Below are 20,216 nucleotides of genomic sequence, written 5' to 3'. Positions count from 1 at the left end.
GGTCAACGGCGGGCATGCGGGCCGGTGTCGCCGCACTCACCCTCGCGACCCTCGCCCCTCTCGTCTCGGGCTGCGACAAGGCGCCCGCCGCCGCTCCGCCCGCGGGCGGTCAGCAACCCCTCCAGGCGCCCCCGGCCCGCGCACTCGACTCCTACGCCACCAAACTGCGCGCCGCGCACGCCGCACGCGTGGCCGTCGCGAAGCGCTGGGGGCTCAAGCGGGTGCCCCTGACGGCCCCGCCCCCGCCGGAGGAGAAACCCAGGATCACCACCCGTAAGGGCTTCGAGGTCGACGGCCACCGGAGACTGGACCTCCCCCCGGTCTTCACCACCGTCCCCACCGAGGAGAAGGTCGTCTTCCTCACCATCGACGACGGCGCCGAGAAGGACCCCGCCTTCCTGCGCATGATGAGCGAGCTGGAGATCCCGTACACCGCGTTCCTCAGCGACTACGTCATCAAGGACGACTACGGGTACTTCGAGAAGATGCAGGACCGGGGCGTCGGCCTGCACAACCACACCCTGAACCACCCGTACCTGCCCGGCCTGTCCTACGCCCGCCAGAAGAGTGAGATCTGCGGCATGCAGGACGTCATCGAGAAGCGGTACGGCGACCGCCCCGTCCTCTTCCGCCCGCCGTTCGGCAATTACAACAAGGACACCCTGCGCGCGGCGAAGGCTTGCGGCATCGAGTACGCCCCGCTGTGGAACGAGGAGGTCTTCGTCGACCGCTGGGACTACCGCGAGTGGGACAGGAAACTGCACCCCGGCGACATCGTCCTCTCCCACTTCCGGGGCCGCGACGCCTGGAAGGGCACCATGCCCGACATGATCCGCCGCTTCCTGGACAAGGTCGCGGCCGAGGGATACGCGGTGGGGCGCCTGGAGGACTACCTGTGATCCGGCGGAGGGCGGCCACGGCGGTTCTCCTGGCGGCGAGCCTCGTCCTTCCGGCGGCCCTGGCGGGCTGCGGTCCGCCAGGGCCGCAGCCGGGCACGGGCCCGACGATTCAAGGGGCCGGGGCGAAGGCGGGGAAGGCGGTGGAGGAGGAAGCGGCGGAGGCGGAGGTGGGGAAGGGCGCCGGGGACGGTGCGGGTCAGTCGTCCGGGCGCTCCGCTCCGAACCACCCCACTCCGAACAGCTCCCCGCTGAACAGCTCCGCTCCCGGCCGCCCGCCCGTCGTCGACCACGTCCCCACCCGGGACAAGGTCGTCTTCCTGACCTACGACGACGGCGCCGAACGCGACCCCCGCTTCATCGACCTCGTACGCCGGCGCCGCCTCCCCGTCAGCATGTTCCTCACGGACAGCGTGGTCGGGCCCGGCTACGGCCACTTCGCCCGGCTGCGCTCGGTCGGCGCGAGTCTGCAGAACCACACCCTCGACCACCCCGCCCTGCGCGGCCTGCCCTACGCCGGTCAGCGCGCCGAGATCTGCGGCCAGCAGCGCAAGCTCAAGTCCCGCTTCGGCATCCGCCCCCACCTGTTCCGCCCGCCCTACGGCACGTACGACACCACGACCCTCCGGGCCGCCGCCGACTGCGGCATCGCGGCGGTCGTGCTCTGGCGGGTCGCCCTGGAGGGCGACGGCACCCTCACGTACACCCGTGGCGCCCACCGCCTGGCCCCCGGCGACATCATCTCCGTCCCCGCGGGCGAGGCCCCGCCGCTGACCCTTGCGGAACGGACGACGCGTTTGCTGGGCGAGCTGGAGGAGCAGGGACTGAAGGTCGGGAGGCTGGAGGACTACGTCCGGTGAATGAGCCCCTCCGGGGGTACTCCCCCGCTCGTAGGGCTTGGGGGTGAGCCCTCGAACACAGCCCGGATTCTCGGACCGGTGTACCCGAGAATCCCGGCGGCGCCACGCAGTGAATTGGCACTCCGCTTGACCGAGTGCTAATCGCGGTCATAGTCTCGGTTCTGGCACTCCCCCCTGGAGAGTGCCAACACAGCGACGGGCAGGTCCGGCACCCGCGACGACGGATCCACCTGGTCGCCACCTCAGACAGTTAACCCCGTGAGATCTCCGAAGGGGGAGGTCGGATCGTGACGACCGCCAGCTCCAAGGTTGCCATCAAGCCGCTCGAGGACCGCATCGTGGTCCAGCCGCTCGACGCCGAACAGACCACGGCTTCGGGCCTGGTCATTCCGGACACGGCCAAGGAGAAGCCCCAGGAGGGCGTTGTCCTGGCCACCGGCCCCGGCCGCATCGAGGACGGCAAGCGCGTCGAACTCGACGTGAACGTCGGTGACATCGTGCTGTACAGCAAGTACGGCGGCACCGAGGTGAAGTACAACGGCGAGGAGTACCTCGTCCTCTCGGCCCGCGACGTTCTCGCGATCATCGAGAAGTAAGTCACCTCGTAGCAGATTTGCTCCGAACTGCGCCCCTGGTCCCGACACGCTTACTGAGCCGGGCGCCCGGGGCGCAGTGTTTTCTCACCCCAGATTTCCGAGAGGGCTCCCGCTGCCATGGCGAAGATCCTGAAGTTCGACGAGGACGCCCGTCGCGCCCTTGAGCGCGGCGTCAACAAGCTTGCCGACACGGTGAAGGTGACGATCGGCCCCAGGGGCCGCAACGTCGTCATCGACAAGAAGTTCGGCGCCCCCACCATCACCAACGACGGTGTCACGATCGCCCGCGAGGTCGAGGTCGAGGACCCGTTCGAGAACCTCGGTGCCCAGCTGGTCAAGGAGGTGGCGACCAAGACCAACGACATCGCGGGTGACGGTACGACCACCGCGACCGTGCTGGCCCAGGCCCTGGTCCGCGAAGGCCTGCGCAACGTCGCCGCCGGCGCCTCCCCGGCCGCCCTCAAGAAGGGCATCGACGCCGCCGTCGCCGCCGTCTCCGAGGACCTGCTCGCCTCGGCCCGGCCGATCGACGAGAAGTCCGACATCGCCGCCGTCGCCGGGCTGTCCGCCCAGGACCAGCAGGTCGGCGAGCTCATCGCCGAGGCGATGGACAAGGTCGGCAAGGACGGTGTCATCACCGTCGAGGAGTCCAACACCTTCGGCCTGGAGCTGGACTTCACCGAGGGCATGGCCTTCGACAAGGGCTACCTGTCGCCGTACTTCGTGACGGACCAGGAGCGCATGGAAGCCGTCCTGGACGACCCGTACATCCTCATCACGCAGGGCAAGATCGGCTCCATCGCCGAACTGCTGCCGCTGCTGGAGAAGGTCATCCAGGCCAACTCCTCCAAGCCGCTGCTGATCATCGCCGAGGACGTCGAGGGCGAGGCCCTGTCGACCCTGGTCGTCAACAAGATCCGCGGCACGTTCAACGCCGTCGCGGTCAAGGCCCCCGGCTTCGGTGACCGTCGCAAGGCGATGCTGCAGGACATGGCCGTCCTCACCGGCGCCACGGTCGTCTCCGAGGAGGTCGGCCTCAAGCTCGACCAGGTCGGCCTGGACGTGCTGGGCTCCGCCCGCCGCGTCACCGTCACCAAGGACGACACCACGCTCGTCGACGGCGGCGGCAAGAAGGAGGACGTGACCGGTCGCGTCGGCCAGATCAAGGCCGAGATCGATTCCACGGACTCCGACTGGGACCGCGAGAAGCTCCAGGAGCGCCTCGCGAAGCTCGCCGGCGGCGTGTGCGTCATCAAGGTCGGCGCCGCCACCGAGGTGGAGCTGAAGGAGAAGAAGCACCGCCTGGAGGACGCCATCTCCGCGACCCGCGCCGCGGTCGAGGAGGGCATCGTCTCCGGTGGTGGCTCCGCGCTCGTCCACGCCGTCAAGGTCCTCGAGGGCAACCTCGGCAAGACCGGCGACGAGGCCACCGGTGTCGCGGTCGTCCGCCGCGCCGCCGTCGAGCCGCTGCGCTGGATCGCCGAGAACGCCGGCCTCGAGGGCTACGTCATCGTCTCCAAGGTCGCCGAGCTCGAGAAGGGCAACGGCTACAACGCCGCCACCGGCGAGTACGGCGACCTGGTCAAGGCCGGCGTCATCGACCCGGTCAAGGTCACCCGCTCCGCCCTGGAGAACGCCGCCTCCATCGCCTCCCTCCTCCTGACGACCGAGACCCTGGTCGTCGAGAAGAAGGAAGAAGAGGAGCCGGCCGCCGGTGGCCACGGCCACGGCCACTCCCACTGAGCGACCGCTCATAGCGGCGGACGTCGGTAACAGACGCCCGTAGCAGACACGGAGGCCCGGCACCGCTGCCCAGCGGCGCCGGGCCTCCGTGCTGCGCCCGTGCTCGTACTCGGTATCGATGCGTCAACGCCGGTATCAATGTCAGTGCCCTGCGCCGCTTGGACCGCACGGCAGCCGAAGGTGAGAATGAGCCCGGCTCCCCGTCCCGCGGCCGGGGCCGCCCTTTCCTTCTTCTCTCCGCACTCCGTCCACGGGTCACCCGGAGGTTCGAGCATGCAGTACACACGTGCACGGCTTGCCGTTCTGGGCGGGCTCGCCGTGCTCGTCGCCCTCCCGCTCGCGGCCTGCGGCTCCGGCAGTGCCCCGGCTTCACCGACTTCACCGGCTTCATCGGCTCCGTCTGCGGTGACGACGCGGCCGGCCCCGGCCGCGAAGCCGGCCGCCGGCGAATTCAAGGAGCTGGAGCGCGCGTACGGCGCACGACTGGGGGTCTACGCGGTCGACACCGGTGACGGGCGGGAAGTGGCCTACAACGACAACGAGCGGTTCGCCTACGCCTCCACGTTCAAGGCGTTCGCCGCCGCTGCCGTCCTGCGCGAGTACTCCCTGAGCGGCATGGACGAGGTGATCACGTATTCCAGGGACGACCTGGTGGCCCCCTCTCCCGTGACCGAGAAGCACGTCGACACCGGGATGACTCTGCGCGAGCTGTGTGACGCCGCCGTCCGCCACAGCGACAACACCGCGGCCAACCTCCTGCTCGACGCGCTCGGTGGGCCGAAGGGCCTGGCATCCGCTCTCGAAGAGGTGGGCGACACCACCACCCGGGTGGAGCGCCGCGAGCCGGAACTGAACCAGTGGGCCCCGGGCGCCACGCGGGACACCACCACACCCCGCGCGTGGGCCGACGTCCTGCGGGCATTCGTTCTCGGAGACGCGCTGGCCAAGAAGGAACGCGCACAGCTCACGAAGTGGCTGCGGACCAACACCACCGGCGACGAGCTCATCAGGGCGGGCGTCCCCCGAGACTGGGTGGTCGGCGACAAGACCGGCAGAGGCGGTGTCTACGGCGTCCGCAACGACATCGCCGTGGTGTGGCCGCCCGGCGCCGCGCCCATCGTCATGGCGATCATGTCGAATCGCGGTACGGAAGACGCCGACTACGACGACAAGCTGATCGAGGAAGCGGCGTCCGTGGTCACCAGGACGTTGTCGTAGGAGAACAAATCTGCGGGCGGTCGGGATACGGGAGACGGTGGTTCATCGGCTCCCCTCCGCGTCCTCGTATCAAAGGCTCAGTGGGGTGTGTGCCCGGTGGGATCTCCGATCCGGCAGCCGGCGCCGCCGATGTAGTACGCGTTGAGATAGTTCGGACCTGCGCCCGGTAGCTGCGTGGGGCCGGGCTTGACGCAGAGGTGGTAGTCATTCGTGCTGCCGCCCCCTCTGACGTCGACGTGTACCCGTACCGTCGTCTCGCCGCAGTGGTTGTATCCGGCGAACTGGGACTCGCGGACGTTGTACCGGAAGAAGCCGCACGGGGCGAGAGGGCTCGCACCCGCCTGACGCACTTCCGGACCGCGCTCGGGCTCGGCGTGAGCCGGACCCGGAAACGCCATCATGGCCAGCGCGGCACTTGACGCTGCCGCCAGGACGACTCGAAGAGGACGGGGGGAGAGCTTCACGAACACTCCTTGGGGGCATGGCGATGATGACCAGCTGATCGGCTCTGCCTGACACCACGACACCTCTTACGCGTCGCACTGGCACCGAAATCGTAACTGCATGCACTCGCTCCATGACTTTATGTCACCAAATTGAGTGATGGGTGAGATGGAAACGGGAATGAGGAAGTGGATCTCAGGGTGGTTGTCCGGCTTCGCTTCGGGCGACCGCCGCACTGGGCGCGCTGGGACGGCGAGAAGCTGACCGGCGGGGACCTGAACGAGGGCCTGGACCGCATCCTGACGGACGTCCACCCGGCACACCCCGGCTTCCTGACGGTCGAGCACTACGGAGCGGACCTGCAACTGCACGCCCTGGACGGCACCGTGATCGCCGAGCGGGAACCGGAGTCGGCCGACGACGAGGACGAAGACGAGGACGAGACCTACTGGGACTACGGCTGCGGTTTCGTCGACGCCGGCACCGTCATCGCCTCGACGGCCGACTCCGACAAGTATCCGGAGCAGGTCCGCCATTGGCTGCTCGACGCCCGCACGTTGCGGATACGCGGGGTGGTTACGTACCCGACGGGCCCCGTGGACAGTGACGTACGGCCGCTCGGTGACGGCACCTGGCTCACCTACGACGACAAGAGCGAGACGCTCAACCGCTGGACCCGGTCGGAGCCGGGGACGAGGTGACGAACCGCGTCGGCCGCTCGGCCGTTCTGCGCGAGGAGGTCGAGGCCGATCCCGAGCTCCGGAACCGCCTGGAGCAGCACCTGTCCGGGATCATGGCGCACTCCTCCGTGGTGATCACGGGCGGCCGGGTCTCCCGCAGCCCGATCGCGATCGGCCCGCTGACGATCAACAACACACGTCAGGCGCGGGGACGGTTCGTCGCTGCGGCGGCTCTGCTCGTGGCGCTCGTCGCCCTTGCCACCTACGGCGGGGTTCAGCTGTTCGGAGCCGACGACTCTCCGGGGCGGGGCGTCGAAGGCGTGGGTCGTGCAGTTCACCCAGCGCGCGGTTGATGTGACGGAGGGGCGGTCGGGAGCCGGGACGTGGCTTCCGACCGCCCCTCTTTCGGGCACAGGCGCCCCGGCCCCACCCGCCGCGGCGCGCGGCAGGCAGGTCGTGGGCGGCTACTGAGGTCCGTACTTGCGGCCCGTCCGTGAGGAGAAGCCGCCCAGCATCCCGCGCGGCACCAGCTTCGCCGCTCCCATCAGCGCCTTGTAGCGCGCGTCCGGGATCGACACCGTCTTGCCGCGGGCCAGGTCCGCGAGGGCCGCCTCGGCCACCTTGTCCGCGTCCAGCCACATCCAGTTCGGGATGTTGTCCGTCCCCATCCCCGCCCGCTCGTGGAACTCGGTGCGTACGAAGCCGGGGCACAGCGCCATCAGCCGTACGCCGTTGCCCGCCAGGTCCTGCGCCGCGCCCTGGGTGAACTGCACGACCCACGCCTTCGACGCCCCGTAGGTGCCGCGCGGCACGAACGCCGCGGTCGAGGCGACGTTCACGACGCCTCCGCGCCCGCGCTCCCGCATCGCCTCCGCCGCCGCCGTCGTCAGCCGGAGCACCGCCTCGCAGTGCACCTTGAGCATCCTCAGCTCGTCCGCCATGGAGACGTCGAGGTACCGGCCCTTGTTGCCGAAGCCCGCGTTGTTGATCAGCAGGTCGACGGGGTTCTTACGATCGCCCAGCCGATCGGCCACCGTCTCGATGCCCTTGTCCTCGGACAGGTCGGCCGTCAGTACCTCCGCCTCGATGCCGTGACGGTCGTGGAGCTCGGTCGCCTGCTCCCGGAGTCTGCCGATGTTGCGGGCCACCAGCACCAGGTCATGCCCGTCGGCCGCCAGCCGCCGCGCGAACGCGGCACCGATCCCGGCCGTCGATCCCGTAATCAGAGCGGTTGTCATGGCGCAAGACTAGTTACCCGGAGTCGGGGCGTCCGGTCGGCGTCGCCGTCCCGGTCGGTGCACTGAAGCCCGACCGGATCAGTCACCCCCGCGCCCGCCCCTCCACCCGCCCCGCCCTTCTACCCGTTTCCGTCTCCGTCCCCGTGCCCGGCATGACCCGGCGGGGTACCGGCCGACCGGCCTTTCCCGACCACCACGAACTGGCCCATCATCCCTTCGTCCTCGTGGTACAGCAGATGGCAGTGGTACATGTACGGAACGTCCGGGTCGGCCGGACCGGTGAAGCGCAGTGCCAGCTTCATCGTCGTGCCGTGCGGGACGAACACCGTGTCCTTCGGCCCGCGCAGGGCCGCCGGCGGAGCCGACCCGTTCACCTCCAGCACGCGGAACTGCACGTCGTGCACGTGGAAGTTGTGCGGCATGCCGTTCGTGTTGCGTACCGTCCACACCTCCGTCGTCCCGCGGGTGACGGTGTCGTCGACGCGCCCCATGTCCATCGACCGGCCGTTTATCCCGGACAGCTTCAGATCGAAGTGCCGCCCCCGTACCGCCTCGTCGCCGTCGGGCAGCTCCGGCTCGGTGAGCGTGGCCGGCAACTCGGGCGACGCCCGCAGCTGCCGGGCGGCCCGCAACTCCAGTATGTCGAAGGAATCGTCGCCACCGCCGAACCGCTGCTGCCAGAAGCCCCCGTAGTTCTCCTGGGGAAAGCTCCGGAGCATCACCCGCTCACCCGCCTCGACCCGCACGACGATCTCGGCGCGCTCGCCCGGCGACAACTGCACCCGGTCCATCACCGCGGGCCGCTCCAGCAGTCCGCCGTCCGTGCCGATCAGCGAGAAGTCACGGTCGTCCGGGAAACCGAAGGCGTAGGTACGGGCGGTGGACGCGTTGACCAGCCGCAGTCGTATCAGCTCGTCGCGCACCTCCCGATAGGGGTTCAGTGTGCCGTTGACCATGGTCCGGTCACCCAGGAAGCCCGCGTTCTGCATCATCCCGTGGTCCCCGGCCAGCCGCGTGCCGTCGAAACGGACGTCCTGCACGACGACCGGCAGATCGTCGACGCCGTACCGCTTCGGCAGGGGCAGGCGCGCGGACTTCTCGTCGTCGAGGAGGAACAGGCCGGCGAGACCACGCCGGACGTGTTCCTCGGTCCTGCCGTGCGGGTGAGGGTGGTACCAGAGCGTCGCCGCCGGCTGGTCCACGGTCCAGTGCGGTGTCCAGGTGGCGCCCGGGGCGATCATCTGGTGCGGGCCGCCGTCCATGCGGGCCGGCAGGTGCATTCCGTGCCAGTGCACGGAGGACGCCTCGTTCAGACGGTTGCTGACCCGCACCCGTACCTTCTCGCCACGCTCCGCCCGCAGCGTCGGGCCGAGGTAGGAGCCGTTGAATCCCCAGGTCGCGGTCCTCTTCCCGGCGCGGAACTCCGTCTCGCCCGCCTGCATGCGCAGGTCGAAGACCCGTGTGCCGTCCTTCTCCACGGTCGAATCGGCCAACGGCGGTATCGCCAGGGCGTTGTCGAACGGCGTCCTGCCCACCGTGCTGACTTCGGCGCCGGTCCACAGCCAGGCGAACAGGCCGCCGACGGCCACGGCGAACACGGTGACCAGTGAGCCGAGTACGGCGACAAGGCGCTTCCAGCGGAATGCGCGGCGGGGGGCGCCGGGCGGACTTCCCCCGTCCGGCGCCGCGTTCTTGGACATGTGACGAGACATGCTTCGAGCGTCCTGGATCACGGCCCGCCGGACATCGGGACATCCCCGGAACCATCCCTGACCCAACCCTCGCCCAGGATCAGGGGTTTACCCCGAGGGGGGTGCCCAGCAGCCTTCTGTCGACGGACCGACGGACCGACGGACCGACGGACCGACGGACCGACGGACCGACGGACCGACCGACCGGACAGGAGCAGGTGCTCGGTGCTCTGTGCTCATGGGACGGCCCGGCAGTCCATGGCCGGTGAGCAGTGGCCGCCCATCAGGAGCCCTGGACCGCCCCGGACTTCATCCCGGTCTTCGACCCGGGGTTCTCCTCGTACTTCTCCTTGTACTTCCGTGCCCTCGCCAGTGCCTCCGGGTGGAGGGCTTCGCCCGCCGCCAGCAGCAGCGGCAGCAGAGTCTGCTCGGTCGTCACCGCCCGGAACTGCAGAGCGACCGTCACCTCGTGATCCGGCCGGTGCACGATCCGTATCGCGTCGCCCGCCCGGATCGCACCGGGCCTGATCACCCGCAGATACGCACCCGGCGCGCCCCGCTGCGTGAACCGCTTCACCCAGCCCTTCTCACCCAGATGGCCCTGGAAGGTGCGACAGGGAATGCGACCGGAGGTGACCTCCAGCATCACCTCGGACCCGATGGCCCACCGTTCACCGATCCGGGCGCCGGACAGGTCGATTCCCTCAGTGGTGAGGTTCTCCCCGAACGAGCCGTTCGGCAGTGTGCGCCCCAGCACGCCTTCCCACTCGTCGAGGTCCTCGCGGGCCATCGCGTACACCGCCTGGTCGTCGCCCCCGTGGTGCCGCGTCTCGCACACCGCGTCCCCGGCCAGTCCGCTCGCGCCGACCCCTTTCGGTCCCGGTGCCGTCACCCGCACCGGTCCGTCCGCCGGCTGCTTGTCGATGCCGGTCAGACCCTCGGGCTGGTCCGTGTACGGCACGGCCTTGGGGCGACCCAGGTTCACAGACAGAAGCTTCATGGGGCGCACCGTAAGCGATGCGGGACCAAAGCGGCGAAGCGATATTCAGTGCCACGTCAAAGGACGGCTTATTCTCTGAGTGTGATCGAGGCCCGTCATCTCCGAGTGCTGCGCGCCGTGGCCACCACCGGTTCGTTCTCGGCGGCGGCCAGGGAACTGGGCTGCACCCAGCCCGCCGTCAGTCAGCAGATGAAGGCGCTGGAGGCGTCCGTGGGCACGCCGCTGCTCGTCCGCACCGGACGGGAGATGCGCATGACGCAGGCCGGGGACGCGCTGGTGCGTCATGCCGCCGGCATCCTCGCCGGGCTGACAGCCGCCGAGGAGGAGATCGCCGCCATCGCCGGGCTGCGGGCGGGACGGGTACGGCTCGTGTCCTTTCCCAGCGGCAGCTCGACGCTCGTCCCGACAGCACTCGCCGCGCTCCGCGACGCCCACCCGGGCACCCGTGTCTCCCTGGAGGAGGCCGAACCGCCCCGGTCCGTCGAGATGCTGCGGGACGGCGACTGCGACGTGGCCCTCGCCTTCCGCTACGAAGGGGCGGCGGGTGCGGAGGAGTGGGACGACCTCGTCGTGCGGCCGCTCCTCACGGACCGGCTGGTGGGACTCCTGCCCGAGCGGCACCCGCTGGCGGACGTGGAGTCCCTGGCCATAGGGGAACTCGCCGAGGAGCCGTGGATCGCCGGCTGTCCGCGCTGCCGGGGGCAACTGGTGGAGGTGTGCGAGACGGCCGGTTTCACCCCCCGCATCGACTTCGCGACCGACGACTACCCCGCTGTGGCCGGCCTGGTCGGCGCGGGGCTCGGGGTGGCCGTCCTGCCCCAACTGGCCATCGAGTCCGTACGGCCCAGGGGTGTGCGCACTGTCGCTCTGGAGCCCGCGGTGCGGCGGGAGATCGTCGCCCTGACCCTCCCGGACCTCGCCCAGGTGCCCGCGGTCGGCGCGACACTCGACCAGCTGGCGCGCGCGGGCGGCCGTTAGCCGGAGCCGGCCGGAGCCCGGCATTACGGAAGGCCGACACTCTTCCGGCCTGTCCCGTCCCGTTCCGCCCCTTCTCGTGTCCGGTCGGGTCGCCGTCTCCCCTCTGTCGTCGCTCCGGTGGCACAGGGAGGGCGGAACCCCACGAAAAGCAAAGGGCACACGTGTGTGCCCGAGGTGAAGAAACGTTCCTTCAGTTGTTCGAAGCGGCGTGCTCGCCGACCGATGCCGGAACGGGCGCCGACACCGCCGATGTCGTCGGTGAACCCGGGGCCGGTGTCGATGTCGCCGACGTCGGTGCCGGTGCCGGTGTCGGTGCCGACACCAGCCGGTGGCGCGCCCGGCCCATCAGTTCTTCGCGCTCGTCCTCGGTCAGCCCGCCCCACACGCCGTACGGCTCGCGTACGGCCAGGGCGTGGGCGGCGCACTCGGCGCGTACCGGGCACCTCATGCAGACCTCTTTGGCCGAGTTCTCGCGAGCACTTCGTGCCGCCCCGCGCTCACCCTCGGGGTGGAAGAAGAGCGAGCTGTCCACCCCGCGGCATGCGGCCAGGAGCTGCCAGTCCCACAGGTCCGCGTTCGGTCCTGGAAGGCGGGAGAAATCTGCCATTACGTGACCCCTTGTAGCCGTTCTGGGCGGATCCGGTGTCCACGACCGTACAACTACGATCCAAGGAGATGAAAATATGACTCATTGCGAATCTAGCCTCAGACACCAGCAAATGGGAAGAAAAGGGGCCGAACGGGGCACGGGTTGTGATGAAAGTTCGAGGGTCTCCCGCGCGTGTCTGCACCGTGTCCGTCCCCTCACGTAGAGTGCCGAAGACGGCAGACGGCCCCGTAACTCTTTTGAGTGACCGTCGTTGAGAGTGCGAGGCGGTTGAAGGAACAAGCGCTCGGGCAGGTGTCCGAAGCGGTCGACCGCACGGGTGACGATTTCGTACCAGCCTGGAGGCTCAAGGTGACGCGCATCAGCTGCGGAGGGCGGTCATGACTTCCGTCCTCGTCTGCGACGACTCCCCGCTTGCCCGAGAAGCGCTCCGCCGCGCGGTCGCGACCGTGCCCGGCGTCGAGCGCGTGACGACGGCCGCCAACGGCGAGGAAGTCCTCCGCCGCTGGGGAGCCGACCGCTCTGACCTGATTCTGATGGACGTGCGCATGCCCGGCCTGGGGGGTGTCGAGACCGTCCGGCGGCTGCTGTCCGCCGACCCCGGCGCGCGGATCATCATGCTCACCGTCGCCGAGGACCTCGACGGCGTGGCGCTCGCGGTGGCCGCCGGCGCCCGTGGCTATCTGCACAAGGACGCCTCCCGCGCGGAACTGCGGGCGACGGTCACGCAGGCCCTCGCCGACCCGACCTGGCGGCTCGCCCCGCGGCGGCTGCGCTCGGCGGAGATGGGCGCGGCGCCCACGCTCACCGCGCGTGAGATCCAGGTCCTCGAAGGCATGAGTCACGGCCGCTCCAACGCCGAGATCGGCCGCGAACTGTTCCTCTCCGAGGACACCGTCAAGACACACGCCCGGCGGCTCTTCAAGAAGCTCGGAGCGTCGGACCGGGCCCATGCGGTGGCGCTCGGATTCCGGTGGGGCCTGGTGCGCTAGGGCCTGTCCTTCGGATCGGACCGGCTTCGGTGCGCGGCATCGAGCGGTGGCCGGCGGGTGGGGGCGCGCGGATGAACCCGCCCGGACCGCACCCGCCCGGCTCGCACTCTTGCGGGATCGTGTCGGAGGCGGACGATGTCCCCGGCGCGGGCTGTCGTCGCCCCGCTGGACGCAGCCCGTGGTCCGGCGGGGCGCCCGCCCCGGTGGACGGCCCCGGACCGATCCGGACGACAGGTCCTGCGGTCGTCACGACAGGCCCTGTGGACGTCCGTGCGCACTGCCTCGGCACGGACGTGAAATGCCCGGTTCACCAGGGCACCGGAGGCGGTGGCCGGGTGCCCTGTGCCTGTTTCGCCGCGGATGACGCATCCTTGAGGTGTGGAGTTCCTTGGGGACAAGTCGGTCGAGCGGAAGAGGAGGGCGCAGGAGATGAGTTCCGGCGCACCTGCTCATAACGCTTCGGTGCACAACAACGGACGGGGTGCCACGGAGCCGACGCCCGCAAGGCACCATGGACCGATGCGCGACGACGAGGCGGGCACTGCCCAAGGGGCGATCGGTGCGCTCGTCCACCGAGCCGTCGACGGGGACGAGCAGGCCACGCACGATCTGCTCGCCCATGTCCACCCCCTGGCACTGCGGTACTGCCGTACCCGGCTGTCCCGGCTCCCGGGCGACGCCCGGCACTTCGTCGAGGACCTCGCTCAGGAGGTCTGTGTGGCGGTGCTTCTGGCACTGCCCCGCTACAAGGACACCGGCCGCCCCTTCGAGGCGTTCGTCTTCGCCATCGCCGCACACAAGGTCGCCGACCTGCAGCGCGCCGCGATGCGTCACCCAGGTCTGACGGCCGTGCCCTCCGACGAGATGCCCGAGCGTCCCGACGACTCCCTCGGCCCGGAGGAGCGCGCCCTGCTCAGCAGCGATGCCGAATGGGCCAAGAAGCTGATGGCCAACCTGCCCGAGAACCAGCGCGAACTGCTTCTGCTGCGGATCGCCGTGGGCCTCACGGCGGAGGAGACCGGTCAGATGTTGGGAATGTCACCCGGCGCCGTCCGGGTCGCCCAGCACCGCGCCCTGAGCCGGCTGCGCGCTCTGGCGGAGCAGTAACCGCCGTTGCGGAAACCATCCGCCGCCCGGTCGCCTCTTGGGCGATGAACGGACGCGCGGCTGATTCCGTACGAACATACGAATATCGGAGCCTTGTGGAACGGTGGAATGAGACACCTCTACTTCCCGTTAGCATGGGCATCCGCACCGATCAAGGCCATTTGGGGAAGGTGTCATGACTGCGAACGTCGACGGAGTGCCCGGTAAATTCGCGACACTCGGGCTGACCTACGACGACGTGCTGCTGCTGCCGGGCGCGTCGGACATGGCGCCCGACGAGATCGACACCGCCTCGCACGTCTCCAGGAACGTGCGGGTCAACATCCCGCTGCTGTCCGCCGCCATGGACAAGGTGACCGAATCGCGCATGGCGATCGCGATGGCCCGCCAGGGCGGAGTCGGTGTCCTGCACCGCAACCTGTCCATCGAGGACCAGGCGAACCAGGTCGACCTGGTGAAGCGCTCCGAGTCCGGGATGGTCACCGACCCGATCACCATCCACCCGGACGCCACCATCGCCGAAGCCGACGCCCTGTGCGCCAAGTTCCGTATCAGCGGTGTCCCGGTCACCGACGGCAACAAGAAGCTCCTCGGCATAGTCACCAACCGTGACATGACCTTCGAGACGGACCGCTCCCAGCAGGTGCGCGAGGTCATGACGCCGATGCCGCTGGTCACCGGCAAGGTCGGCATCTCCGGCGCGGACGCCATGCAGCTGCTGCGCCGCCACAAGATCGAGAAGCTTCCGCTGGTCGACGACCACGGCGTCCTCAAGGGCCTGATCACGGTCAAGGACTTCGTCAAGGCCGAGCAGTACCCGCTCGCCGCCAAGGACGGCGAGGGCCGGCTGCTGGTCGGTGCCGCGGTCGGCGTGGCCGGCGACGCCTTCGAGCGCGCCCAGGCGCTGATCGAGGCGGGCGCCGACTTCATCGTCGTCGACACCGCGCACGGCCACTCCCGCCTCGTCGGCGACATGGTCGCCAAGATCAAATCGAACTCCAGCGGCGTCGACGTCATCGGCGGCAACGTCGCCACGCGCGACGGCGCGAAGGCACTGGTCGACGCGGGCTGCGACGGCATCAAGGTCGGCGTCGGCCCCGGTTCCATCTGCACCACGCGCGTCGTCGCCGGCGTGGGAGTGCCGCAGGTCACCGCGATCTACGAAGCCGCGCTCGCGGCCAAGGACGCCGGCGTCCCGGTCATCGGCGACGGCGGCCTGCAGTACTCCGGCGACATCGCCAAGGCCCTGGTGGCGGGCGCCGACACGGTGATGCTGGGATCGCTGCTCGCGGGATGCGAGGAGTCTCCGGGCGAGCTGCTGTTCATCAACGGCAAGCAGTTCAAGTCGTACCGCGGCATGGGGTCGCTCGGCGCGATGCAGACCCGCGGCGACCGCAAGTCGTTCTCCAAGGACCGCTACTTCCAGGAGGGCGTCGCCTCCGACGAGCAGCTCGTCCCCGAGGGCATCGAGGGCCAGGTGCCCTATCGCGGCCCGCTCTCCTCGGTGGTCCACCAGCTGGTCGGAGGCCTGCGGCAGTCGATGTTCTACGTCGGCGGCCAGACCGTCCCCGACCTGCAGGCGAACGGCCGTTTCGTGCGGATCACCTCCGCGGGACTCAAGGAGAGCCACCCGCACGACATCCAGATGACCGTGGAAGCACCCAACTACAGCAACAAGCGCTGACAGCCTGACAGCCCGAGTCCGCGCGAGACGGCCGTCCGACAGCGACGGCCCCGCATGCCTCGCGCGTGCCCCACGCGCACAGCGCACACGCGTGCAGGCCGTACGCGTGCAGGCCGTACGACGGGGCGCACGGGCGCGTGACAGTCGTCCGAGGGCGGCCCGGACCTCTCCCGGGCCGCCCTCGCCGTTCGTCCGGGCGGGGCGGGGCGGGACTGTCGGGGATACTGGAAAGTGCTGCAACGCATAGGGAAAGGCCACAAACGTGACTGAGATCGAGATCGGGCGCGGCAAGCGCGGCCGCAGGGCGTACGCCTTCGACGACATCGCCGTCGTCCCCAGCCGCCGTACGCGGGACCCGAAGGAGGTCTCGATCGCCTGGCAGATCGACGCCTACCGCTTTGAGCTGCCCTTCCTGGCCGCCCCCATGGACTCGGTCGTCTCCCCGGCCACGGCGATCCGCATCGGTGAGCTCGGCGGCCTCGGCGTGCTGAACCTCGAAGGACTGTGGACGCGGTACGAGGACCCGCAACCGCTGCTCGACGAGATCGCCGAACTGGACGCCGAGACGGCCACGCGCCGCTTCCAGGAGATCTACGCCGCTCCCATCAAGGAGGAGCTGATCGGGCAGCGCATCAAGGAGGTGCGCGACTCGGGCGTGGTCACCGCGGCCGCGCTCTCCCCGCAGCGCACCGCGCAGTTCTCCAAGGCCGTCGTCGACGCCGGCGTGGACATCTTCGTGATCCGCGGTACGACCGTCTCCGCGGAGCACGTCTCCGGCTCGCACGAGCCGCTCAACCTGAAGCAGTTCATCTACGAACTCGACGTCCCGGTGATCGTCGGCGGCTGCGCCACCTACACCGCGGCCCTGCACCTGATGCGTACCGGCGCGGCCGGTGTCCTGGTGGGCTTCGGCGGCGGCGCCGCGCACACCACCCGCAATGTGCTCGGCATCCAGGTCCCCATGGCCACCGCGGTCGCGGACGTGGCCGCTGCCCGCCGTGACTACATGGACGAGTCCGGCGGCCGGTACGTGCACGTGATCGCGGACGGCGGTGTGGGCTGGTCGGGCGACCTGCCCAAGGCGATCGCCTGTGGCGCCGACGCGGTGATGATGGGCTCCCCGCTCGCGCGTGCCACCGACGGTCCGGGCAAGGGCAACCACTGGGGCATGGAGGCGGTGAACGAGGAGCTGCCGCGCGGCAAGAAGGTCGACCTCGGCACCGTCGGTACCATCGAGGAGATCCTCACCGGCCCGTCGCACACGCCCGACGGCTCGATGAACCTCTTCGGCGCCCTGCGCCGCGCCATGGCCACCACCGGTTACAGCGAGCTGAAGGAGTTCCAGCGCGTCGAGGTGACGGTGGCGGACTCGCAGCACCGGCGATGACGTGACGCCGCGCTCGCCCGGAGCGCGATGCCCTTGAGGCGATGACGGGGCCCGGCCACCCATGTGGGGGTGGCCGGGCCCCGTCGTGTGTCCGTGAGGGCGGTGCCGTGATGGGTGGGGACGCGTGGGGCGGCAGAGGGGCGCTCGGTTGCCTTCGGCGCGAATATCGGGAGATGAGCCGATTCGGGGCGGTGGCGTCCGTGTCCGGCGGCTCGGTTCTCCGGGTCGCCCCCTTCCAAGGAAGACGTTCCGGGCCCCGCCCTTCGGGGCCCGGCCCGATTCCGAACGGACCGCCCCACCGGGCTGACGGGCGGCCTCGTGGAAGGGGGGGTGTGCCCATGGGCCGTCACCGCAAGCCCACCCACTGGGGCCGGATCCGTCTGTGGACGGTGAAGTGCCTTGGAGCACATCGGTACAGCGGTTAACGCTGAGCCGATGATCTTGAGCGCCTACCACAAGCGGTCGGCCCGGTGGCGGGGTTCGGCGGATGATCCCTGGCCGGCTGTGGACGTCAATAAGGTCAGGTCCATGCCAGTGGAGTTCTTGACCGATGAGCAGGCCGCTTCGTACGGGCCCTCTGCGTGATCCGGACGCCGCCGGGCTCGATGAGGACGACGAGGAGCAGGAGAGTCCGGGAGCCCTCCGTCTCTCCGGGCCGGGCGTTGCCAGACGTCTCTGTCAGGGTGTCGCCGGTGGCGGCCGTGCGGGTGCGGGCCGCGTGACACCTGGCGGTCAGGTGCCCAGGGTCTGGGCGACGGTGACGGACAGCGGTGTGGCGGGCCGGCCCAGGAGGCTGGTCAGGTCGCCGGTGACGTGGGCCAGGGCGCCGTGGGAGATCTGTACGTCGGCGTCGACGATCAGGTCGACGGCAGGTTCGGGCAGTCCGGCCTGGCGGAGGATCTGCCGGTACTGCTCGGCGGGGAGATCGGTGTAGGCGAGAGGCGTGCCGGATTGTGCCGCGGCCTCGGCCGCGAGTTCGGGCAGTGTCCAGGCGGTGTCACCGGTGAGGTCGTAGGTCTTCCCGGCCTGATCGTCAAGGGTGAGGACGACGGCTGCGGCTTCGGCGAGGTCCGCCCGGGTCGCAGAGGCGATCCGCCCGTCGCCCGCGCTGCCGGTGAGGGTGCCGCGCGCGACGGCCCCGGGCAGGGCGGCGGTGTGGTTCTCGGTGTACCAGCCGTTGCGCAGCACGACGGCGGGCAGGCCGGCGTCGACGATGGCCTGCTCGGTGGCACGGTGCACTCGTGCCAGGCCCATCGGGTTGGTGGGGGCGCGGGTGACCGAGGTGTAGGCGAAAAGGCCCACGCCGCACTTGGCCGCGGCGTCGATGGCCGAGCGGTGTTGGGCGATACGCGTGGCGTCCGAGCCGGTGGAGGAGACCAGCAGGACCTTGTCGGCTCCCGCGAAAGCCGCCGACAGGGTCTCGGGTCGGTCGTAGTCGGCGGTGCGGACCTCGACGCCCAGGGCGGCGAGACCGGCCGCCTTGGCGGGGGTGCGGGCGGCTGCGACGACCTGGCCGGCCGGCACACCGCGCAGGAGCAGGTGCTCGATGACCTGGCGGCCGAGCTGGCCGGTGGCCCCGGTGACGACGATCATGAACGGGTTTCCTCCTCGTAGGAGCGGTGGGGGCGGCTGCGGCCGCCAGGGGCTGACGCCGTCGGCGTCGAAGAACGCGCTCCGATGATCAGCGCGATGGTCATGGTCGCCAGTGTGCGGCGCACCGCCGACCCGGGCCAGAGACGCTTCTTCCTGGTAACGGGAGTACCAGGCTGTTCCCGGTGTGTGCTGCGACCATGGATTCCATGAGCGACTCCGGTGAGCTGGCCGCGATCCTGCGGGTGTGGCGCGAGCGGCTGACCCCGCACATGGCGGGTCTGCCGGCGAACACCGCCCGGCGTACCAAAGGGCTGCGGCGCGAGGAGCTGGCCGTGCTGGCGGGTGTCTCCGTCGACTACATCGTGCGCCTGGAGCAGGGGCGGGCCTCGGCGCCCTCGGCGCAGGTGTGCGCCGCGCTCGCCCGGGCACTGCAGCTCGGCGACACCGAACAGGAGCACCTGTTCCGTCTGGCCGGGCACGCCACCGGCGGTGGACGCATCAGCCGGCTGGTGCCCGCGAGCATCCGCCGCCTGGTGGAACGCACCGGCGAACGGCCCGTGGCCGTCTTCGACGCGATGTGGAACCTCCTGCTCTGGAACCGCTTGTGGGCGGCGCTGGCGGGCGACCCCTCCCAGGTGCGGGAAGCCGACCGCAATTTGCTGTGGCTGCACTTCACCGGCACCTCGGACTGCCACCTGTACGGCCCGGCAGCGCCGAAGCCCTCGACGCGTCCCTGGTCGCCGACCTGCGACGCAGTACCGGCCGCTACCCCGACGACGCCCAGCCGCGACAGCTCGCCGCACGGCTGAACGAGACAAGCACGCAGTTCCGCAAACTCTGGCAGCGTCACGAGATCGCCGAACACGGCCCGACCATCAAGAGGGTCGTCCATTCCGAGGTCGGGACCCTCGACCTGGACTGCGACATCCTCACCACCCAGCGCCACGACCTGCGGATCTTGATGTACACAGCCGAACCCGGCAGTGAATCCGACAGCAGACTCGCCCTGCTCGCCACCATCGGCACTCAGCGCATGATGGACGGGTCCATCCCATGACTGCCACAGCGGTGGACGCTCCTCCAGCTACGGCGCAGTGATGTAGATCCAGGGTCGGAGCGAGATCGCCGACACGCTGTTTCCCGCACATGTTCATCTGCGAGAGTTCTGAGAAAGCCTCCGGAGTGATCACGTTTCCGCAGGTCGCCGTTCGCAAAAGGCCTCTCGAAACCGACGTGTTGTGCGAGACGCTTCTGAGGGGATCCGGGCATGGATCTCACGCCCGATCAGGCCGCATTGGCGGCAGAACGTCATGACTGCCCGGATTGTGACGCACCCGCCGGCGGCGCCTGCCGCACCCGGGGCTGCCGGGCACTTGCCGAAGCCGAGGCCACCGCGGCGGACGACGGCCCGGCGCTACGGCCCGGGCCCGGACGCATCCGCCGACCCGAGGACCCGCTCACCGCCGAGGAGGCCGACCTCCGTGAGCGGCTCCAGGCCCCAG

20 protein-coding genes are annotated in these 20,216 nt (G+C 69.9%); 14 read left to right on the top strand and 6 right to left on the bottom strand.

The annotated features are described in order from the left end of the window. Positions 1 to 14 precede the first annotated feature (14 nt). The 5 genes from ACIF80_RS03315 (at position 15) to bla (ending at position 5,313) form a co-directional block, all read left to right on the top strand. Positions 15 to 899, top strand: coding sequence for a polysaccharide deacetylase family protein (locus ACIF80_RS03315; RefSeq protein WP_399798728.1), 885 nt, complete (start codon positions 15 to 17; stop codon positions 897 to 899). Beyond that, entirely contained in the window at positions 899 to 1,756 is an 858-nt protein-coding gene (locus ACIF80_RS03310; protein WP_399799418.1) for a polysaccharide deacetylase family protein, read from the top strand. The genes ACIF80_RS03315 and ACIF80_RS03310 overlap by 1 nt, the downstream gene beginning before the upstream one ends. A 287-nt stretch (positions 1,757 to 2,043) precedes the next feature. Then, complete coding sequence (gene groES / locus ACIF80_RS03305; protein ID WP_055572073.1) at positions 2,044 to 2,352, top strand: co-chaperone GroES; 309 nt, start codon at positions 2,044 to 2,046, stop codon at positions 2,350 to 2,352. A 117-nt stretch (positions 2,353 to 2,469) separates the two neighbouring features. Then, positions 2,470 to 4,095, top strand: a complete 1,626-nt coding sequence (gene groL, locus ACIF80_RS03300) for a chaperonin GroEL (protein ID WP_399798725.1) — start codon at positions 2,470 to 2,472, stop codon at positions 4,093 to 4,095. A 273-nt stretch (positions 4,096 to 4,368) separates the two neighbouring features. Continuing rightward, the gene (bla, locus tag ACIF80_RS03295) at positions 4,369 to 5,313 is read left to right on the top strand and encodes a class A beta-lactamase (protein ID WP_399798723.1); all 945 of its coding nucleotides are present in this window, start codon (positions 4,369 to 4,371) and stop codon (positions 5,311 to 5,313) included. A gap of 77 nt (positions 5,314 to 5,390) precedes the next feature. Here bla and ACIF80_RS03290 read toward each other — a convergent pair whose 3' ends face one another. Further along, on the bottom strand, positions 5,391 to 5,777 hold the full coding sequence (locus tag ACIF80_RS03290) for a DUF6355 family natural product biosynthesis protein (protein WP_399798720.1): 387 nt from the start codon (positions 5,775 to 5,777) through the stop codon (positions 5,391 to 5,393). 180 nt (positions 5,778 to 5,957) lie between these two features. On the opposite strand from ACIF80_RS03290, the gene ACIF80_RS03285 reads away from it, so the two are divergent. Together ACIF80_RS03285 and ACIF80_RS03280 are read left to right on the top strand one after the other, a co-directional pair. Further along, positions 5,958 to 6,458, top strand: a complete 501-nt coding sequence (locus ACIF80_RS03285; RefSeq protein ID WP_399798718.1) for a hypothetical protein — start codon at positions 5,958 to 5,960, stop codon at positions 6,456 to 6,458. Continuing rightward, entirely contained in the window at positions 6,455 to 6,790 is a 336-nt protein-coding gene (locus ACIF80_RS03280) for a hypothetical protein (RefSeq protein WP_399798716.1), read from the top strand. The genes ACIF80_RS03285 and ACIF80_RS03280 overlap by 4 nt, the downstream gene beginning before the upstream one ends. Before the next feature lie 111 nt (positions 6,791 to 6,901). On the opposite strand, the gene ACIF80_RS03275 is transcribed toward ACIF80_RS03280, so the two are convergent. The 3 genes from ACIF80_RS03275 to ACIF80_RS03265 form a co-directional block, all read right to left on the bottom strand. After that, positions 6,902 to 7,675, bottom strand: a complete 774-nt coding sequence (locus tag ACIF80_RS03275; RefSeq protein ID WP_399798714.1) for an SDR family NAD(P)-dependent oxidoreductase — start codon at positions 7,673 to 7,675, stop codon at positions 6,902 to 6,904. 119 nt (positions 7,676 to 7,794) lie between these two features. Beyond that, complete coding sequence (locus ACIF80_RS03270; protein WP_399798712.1) at positions 7,795 to 9,375, bottom strand: multicopper oxidase family protein; 1,581 nt, start codon at positions 9,373 to 9,375, stop codon at positions 7,795 to 7,797. 274 nt (positions 9,376 to 9,649) lie between these two features. Continuing rightward, positions 9,650 to 10,366, bottom strand: a complete 717-nt coding sequence (locus ACIF80_RS03265) for an MOSC domain-containing protein (RefSeq protein ID WP_399798710.1) — start codon at positions 10,364 to 10,366, stop codon at positions 9,650 to 9,652. Positions 10,367 to 10,447: 81 nt separating this feature from the next. Here ACIF80_RS03265 and ACIF80_RS03260 point away from each other — a divergent pair, with 81 nt between their 5' ends. After that, positions 10,448 to 11,344 (top strand): LysR family transcriptional regulator, encoded by an 897-nt coding sequence (locus tag ACIF80_RS03260; RefSeq protein ID WP_399798707.1) that lies wholly within the window; start codon positions 10,448 to 10,450, stop codon positions 11,342 to 11,344. Between the two features lie 190 nt (positions 11,345 to 11,534). On the opposite strand, the gene ACIF80_RS03255 is transcribed toward ACIF80_RS03260, so the two are convergent. Beyond that, positions 11,535 to 11,951 (bottom strand): WhiB family transcriptional regulator, encoded by a 417-nt coding sequence (locus ACIF80_RS03255; RefSeq protein WP_399798705.1) that lies wholly within the window; start codon positions 11,949 to 11,951, stop codon positions 11,535 to 11,537. 380 nt (positions 11,952 to 12,331) lie between these two features. On the opposite strand from ACIF80_RS03255, the gene ACIF80_RS03250 reads away from it, so the two are divergent. The 4 genes from ACIF80_RS03250 to ACIF80_RS03235 all read left to right on the top strand — a co-directional run bounded on the left by ACIF80_RS03250 (position 12,332) and on the right by ACIF80_RS03235 (position 17,121). After that, positions 12,332 to 12,943, top strand: coding sequence for a response regulator transcription factor (locus ACIF80_RS03250; protein ID WP_003948568.1), 612 nt, complete (start codon positions 12,332 to 12,334; stop codon positions 12,941 to 12,943). Positions 12,944 to 13,462: 519 nt separating this feature from the next. Further along, a complete protein-coding gene (locus ACIF80_RS03245) occupies positions 13,463 to 14,050 on the top strand; it encodes a sigma-70 family RNA polymerase sigma factor (protein WP_055591952.1) in 588 nt (195 codons plus the stop codon). A 175-nt stretch (positions 14,051 to 14,225) separates the two neighbouring features. After that, a complete protein-coding gene (gene guaB, locus ACIF80_RS03240) occupies positions 14,226 to 15,734 on the top strand; it encodes an IMP dehydrogenase (RefSeq protein ID WP_399798702.1) in 1,509 nt (502 codons plus the stop codon). Positions 15,735 to 15,996: 262 nt separating this feature from the next. After that, positions 15,997 to 17,121: a GuaB3 family IMP dehydrogenase-related protein gene (locus ACIF80_RS03235; protein WP_055591954.1), complete on the top strand. Its 1,125-nt coding sequence runs from the start codon at positions 15,997 to 15,999 to the stop codon at positions 17,119 to 17,121. 732 nt (positions 17,122 to 17,853) lie between these two features. Here the strand turns inward: ACIF80_RS03235 and ACIF80_RS03230 are convergent. Then, positions 17,854 to 18,714 (bottom strand): SDR family oxidoreductase, encoded by an 861-nt coding sequence (locus tag ACIF80_RS03230; RefSeq protein ID WP_399798699.1) that lies wholly within the window; start codon positions 18,712 to 18,714, stop codon positions 17,854 to 17,856. Between the two features lie 206 nt (positions 18,715 to 18,920). On the opposite strand from ACIF80_RS03230, the gene ACIF80_RS03225 reads away from it, so the two are divergent. Continuing rightward, a complete protein-coding gene (locus ACIF80_RS03225) occupies positions 18,921 to 19,523 on the top strand; it encodes a helix-turn-helix domain-containing protein (protein WP_399798697.1) in 603 nt (200 codons plus the stop codon). Then, complete coding sequence (locus ACIF80_RS03220) at positions 19,448 to 19,771, top strand: hypothetical protein (protein WP_399799415.1); 324 nt, start codon at positions 19,448 to 19,450, stop codon at positions 19,769 to 19,771. The genes ACIF80_RS03225 and ACIF80_RS03220 overlap by 76 nt, the downstream gene beginning before the upstream one ends. The last annotated feature ends 445 nt before the right edge of the window (positions 19,772 to 20,216 follow it).

Source organism: Streptomyces sp. NPDC085927 (assembly GCF_044540975.1).
Lineage (GTDB): Bacteria > Actinomycetota > Actinomycetes > Streptomycetales > Streptomycetaceae > Streptomyces > Streptomyces hirsutus.
This window is presented reverse-complemented; position numbering and strand designations above follow the sequence as displayed.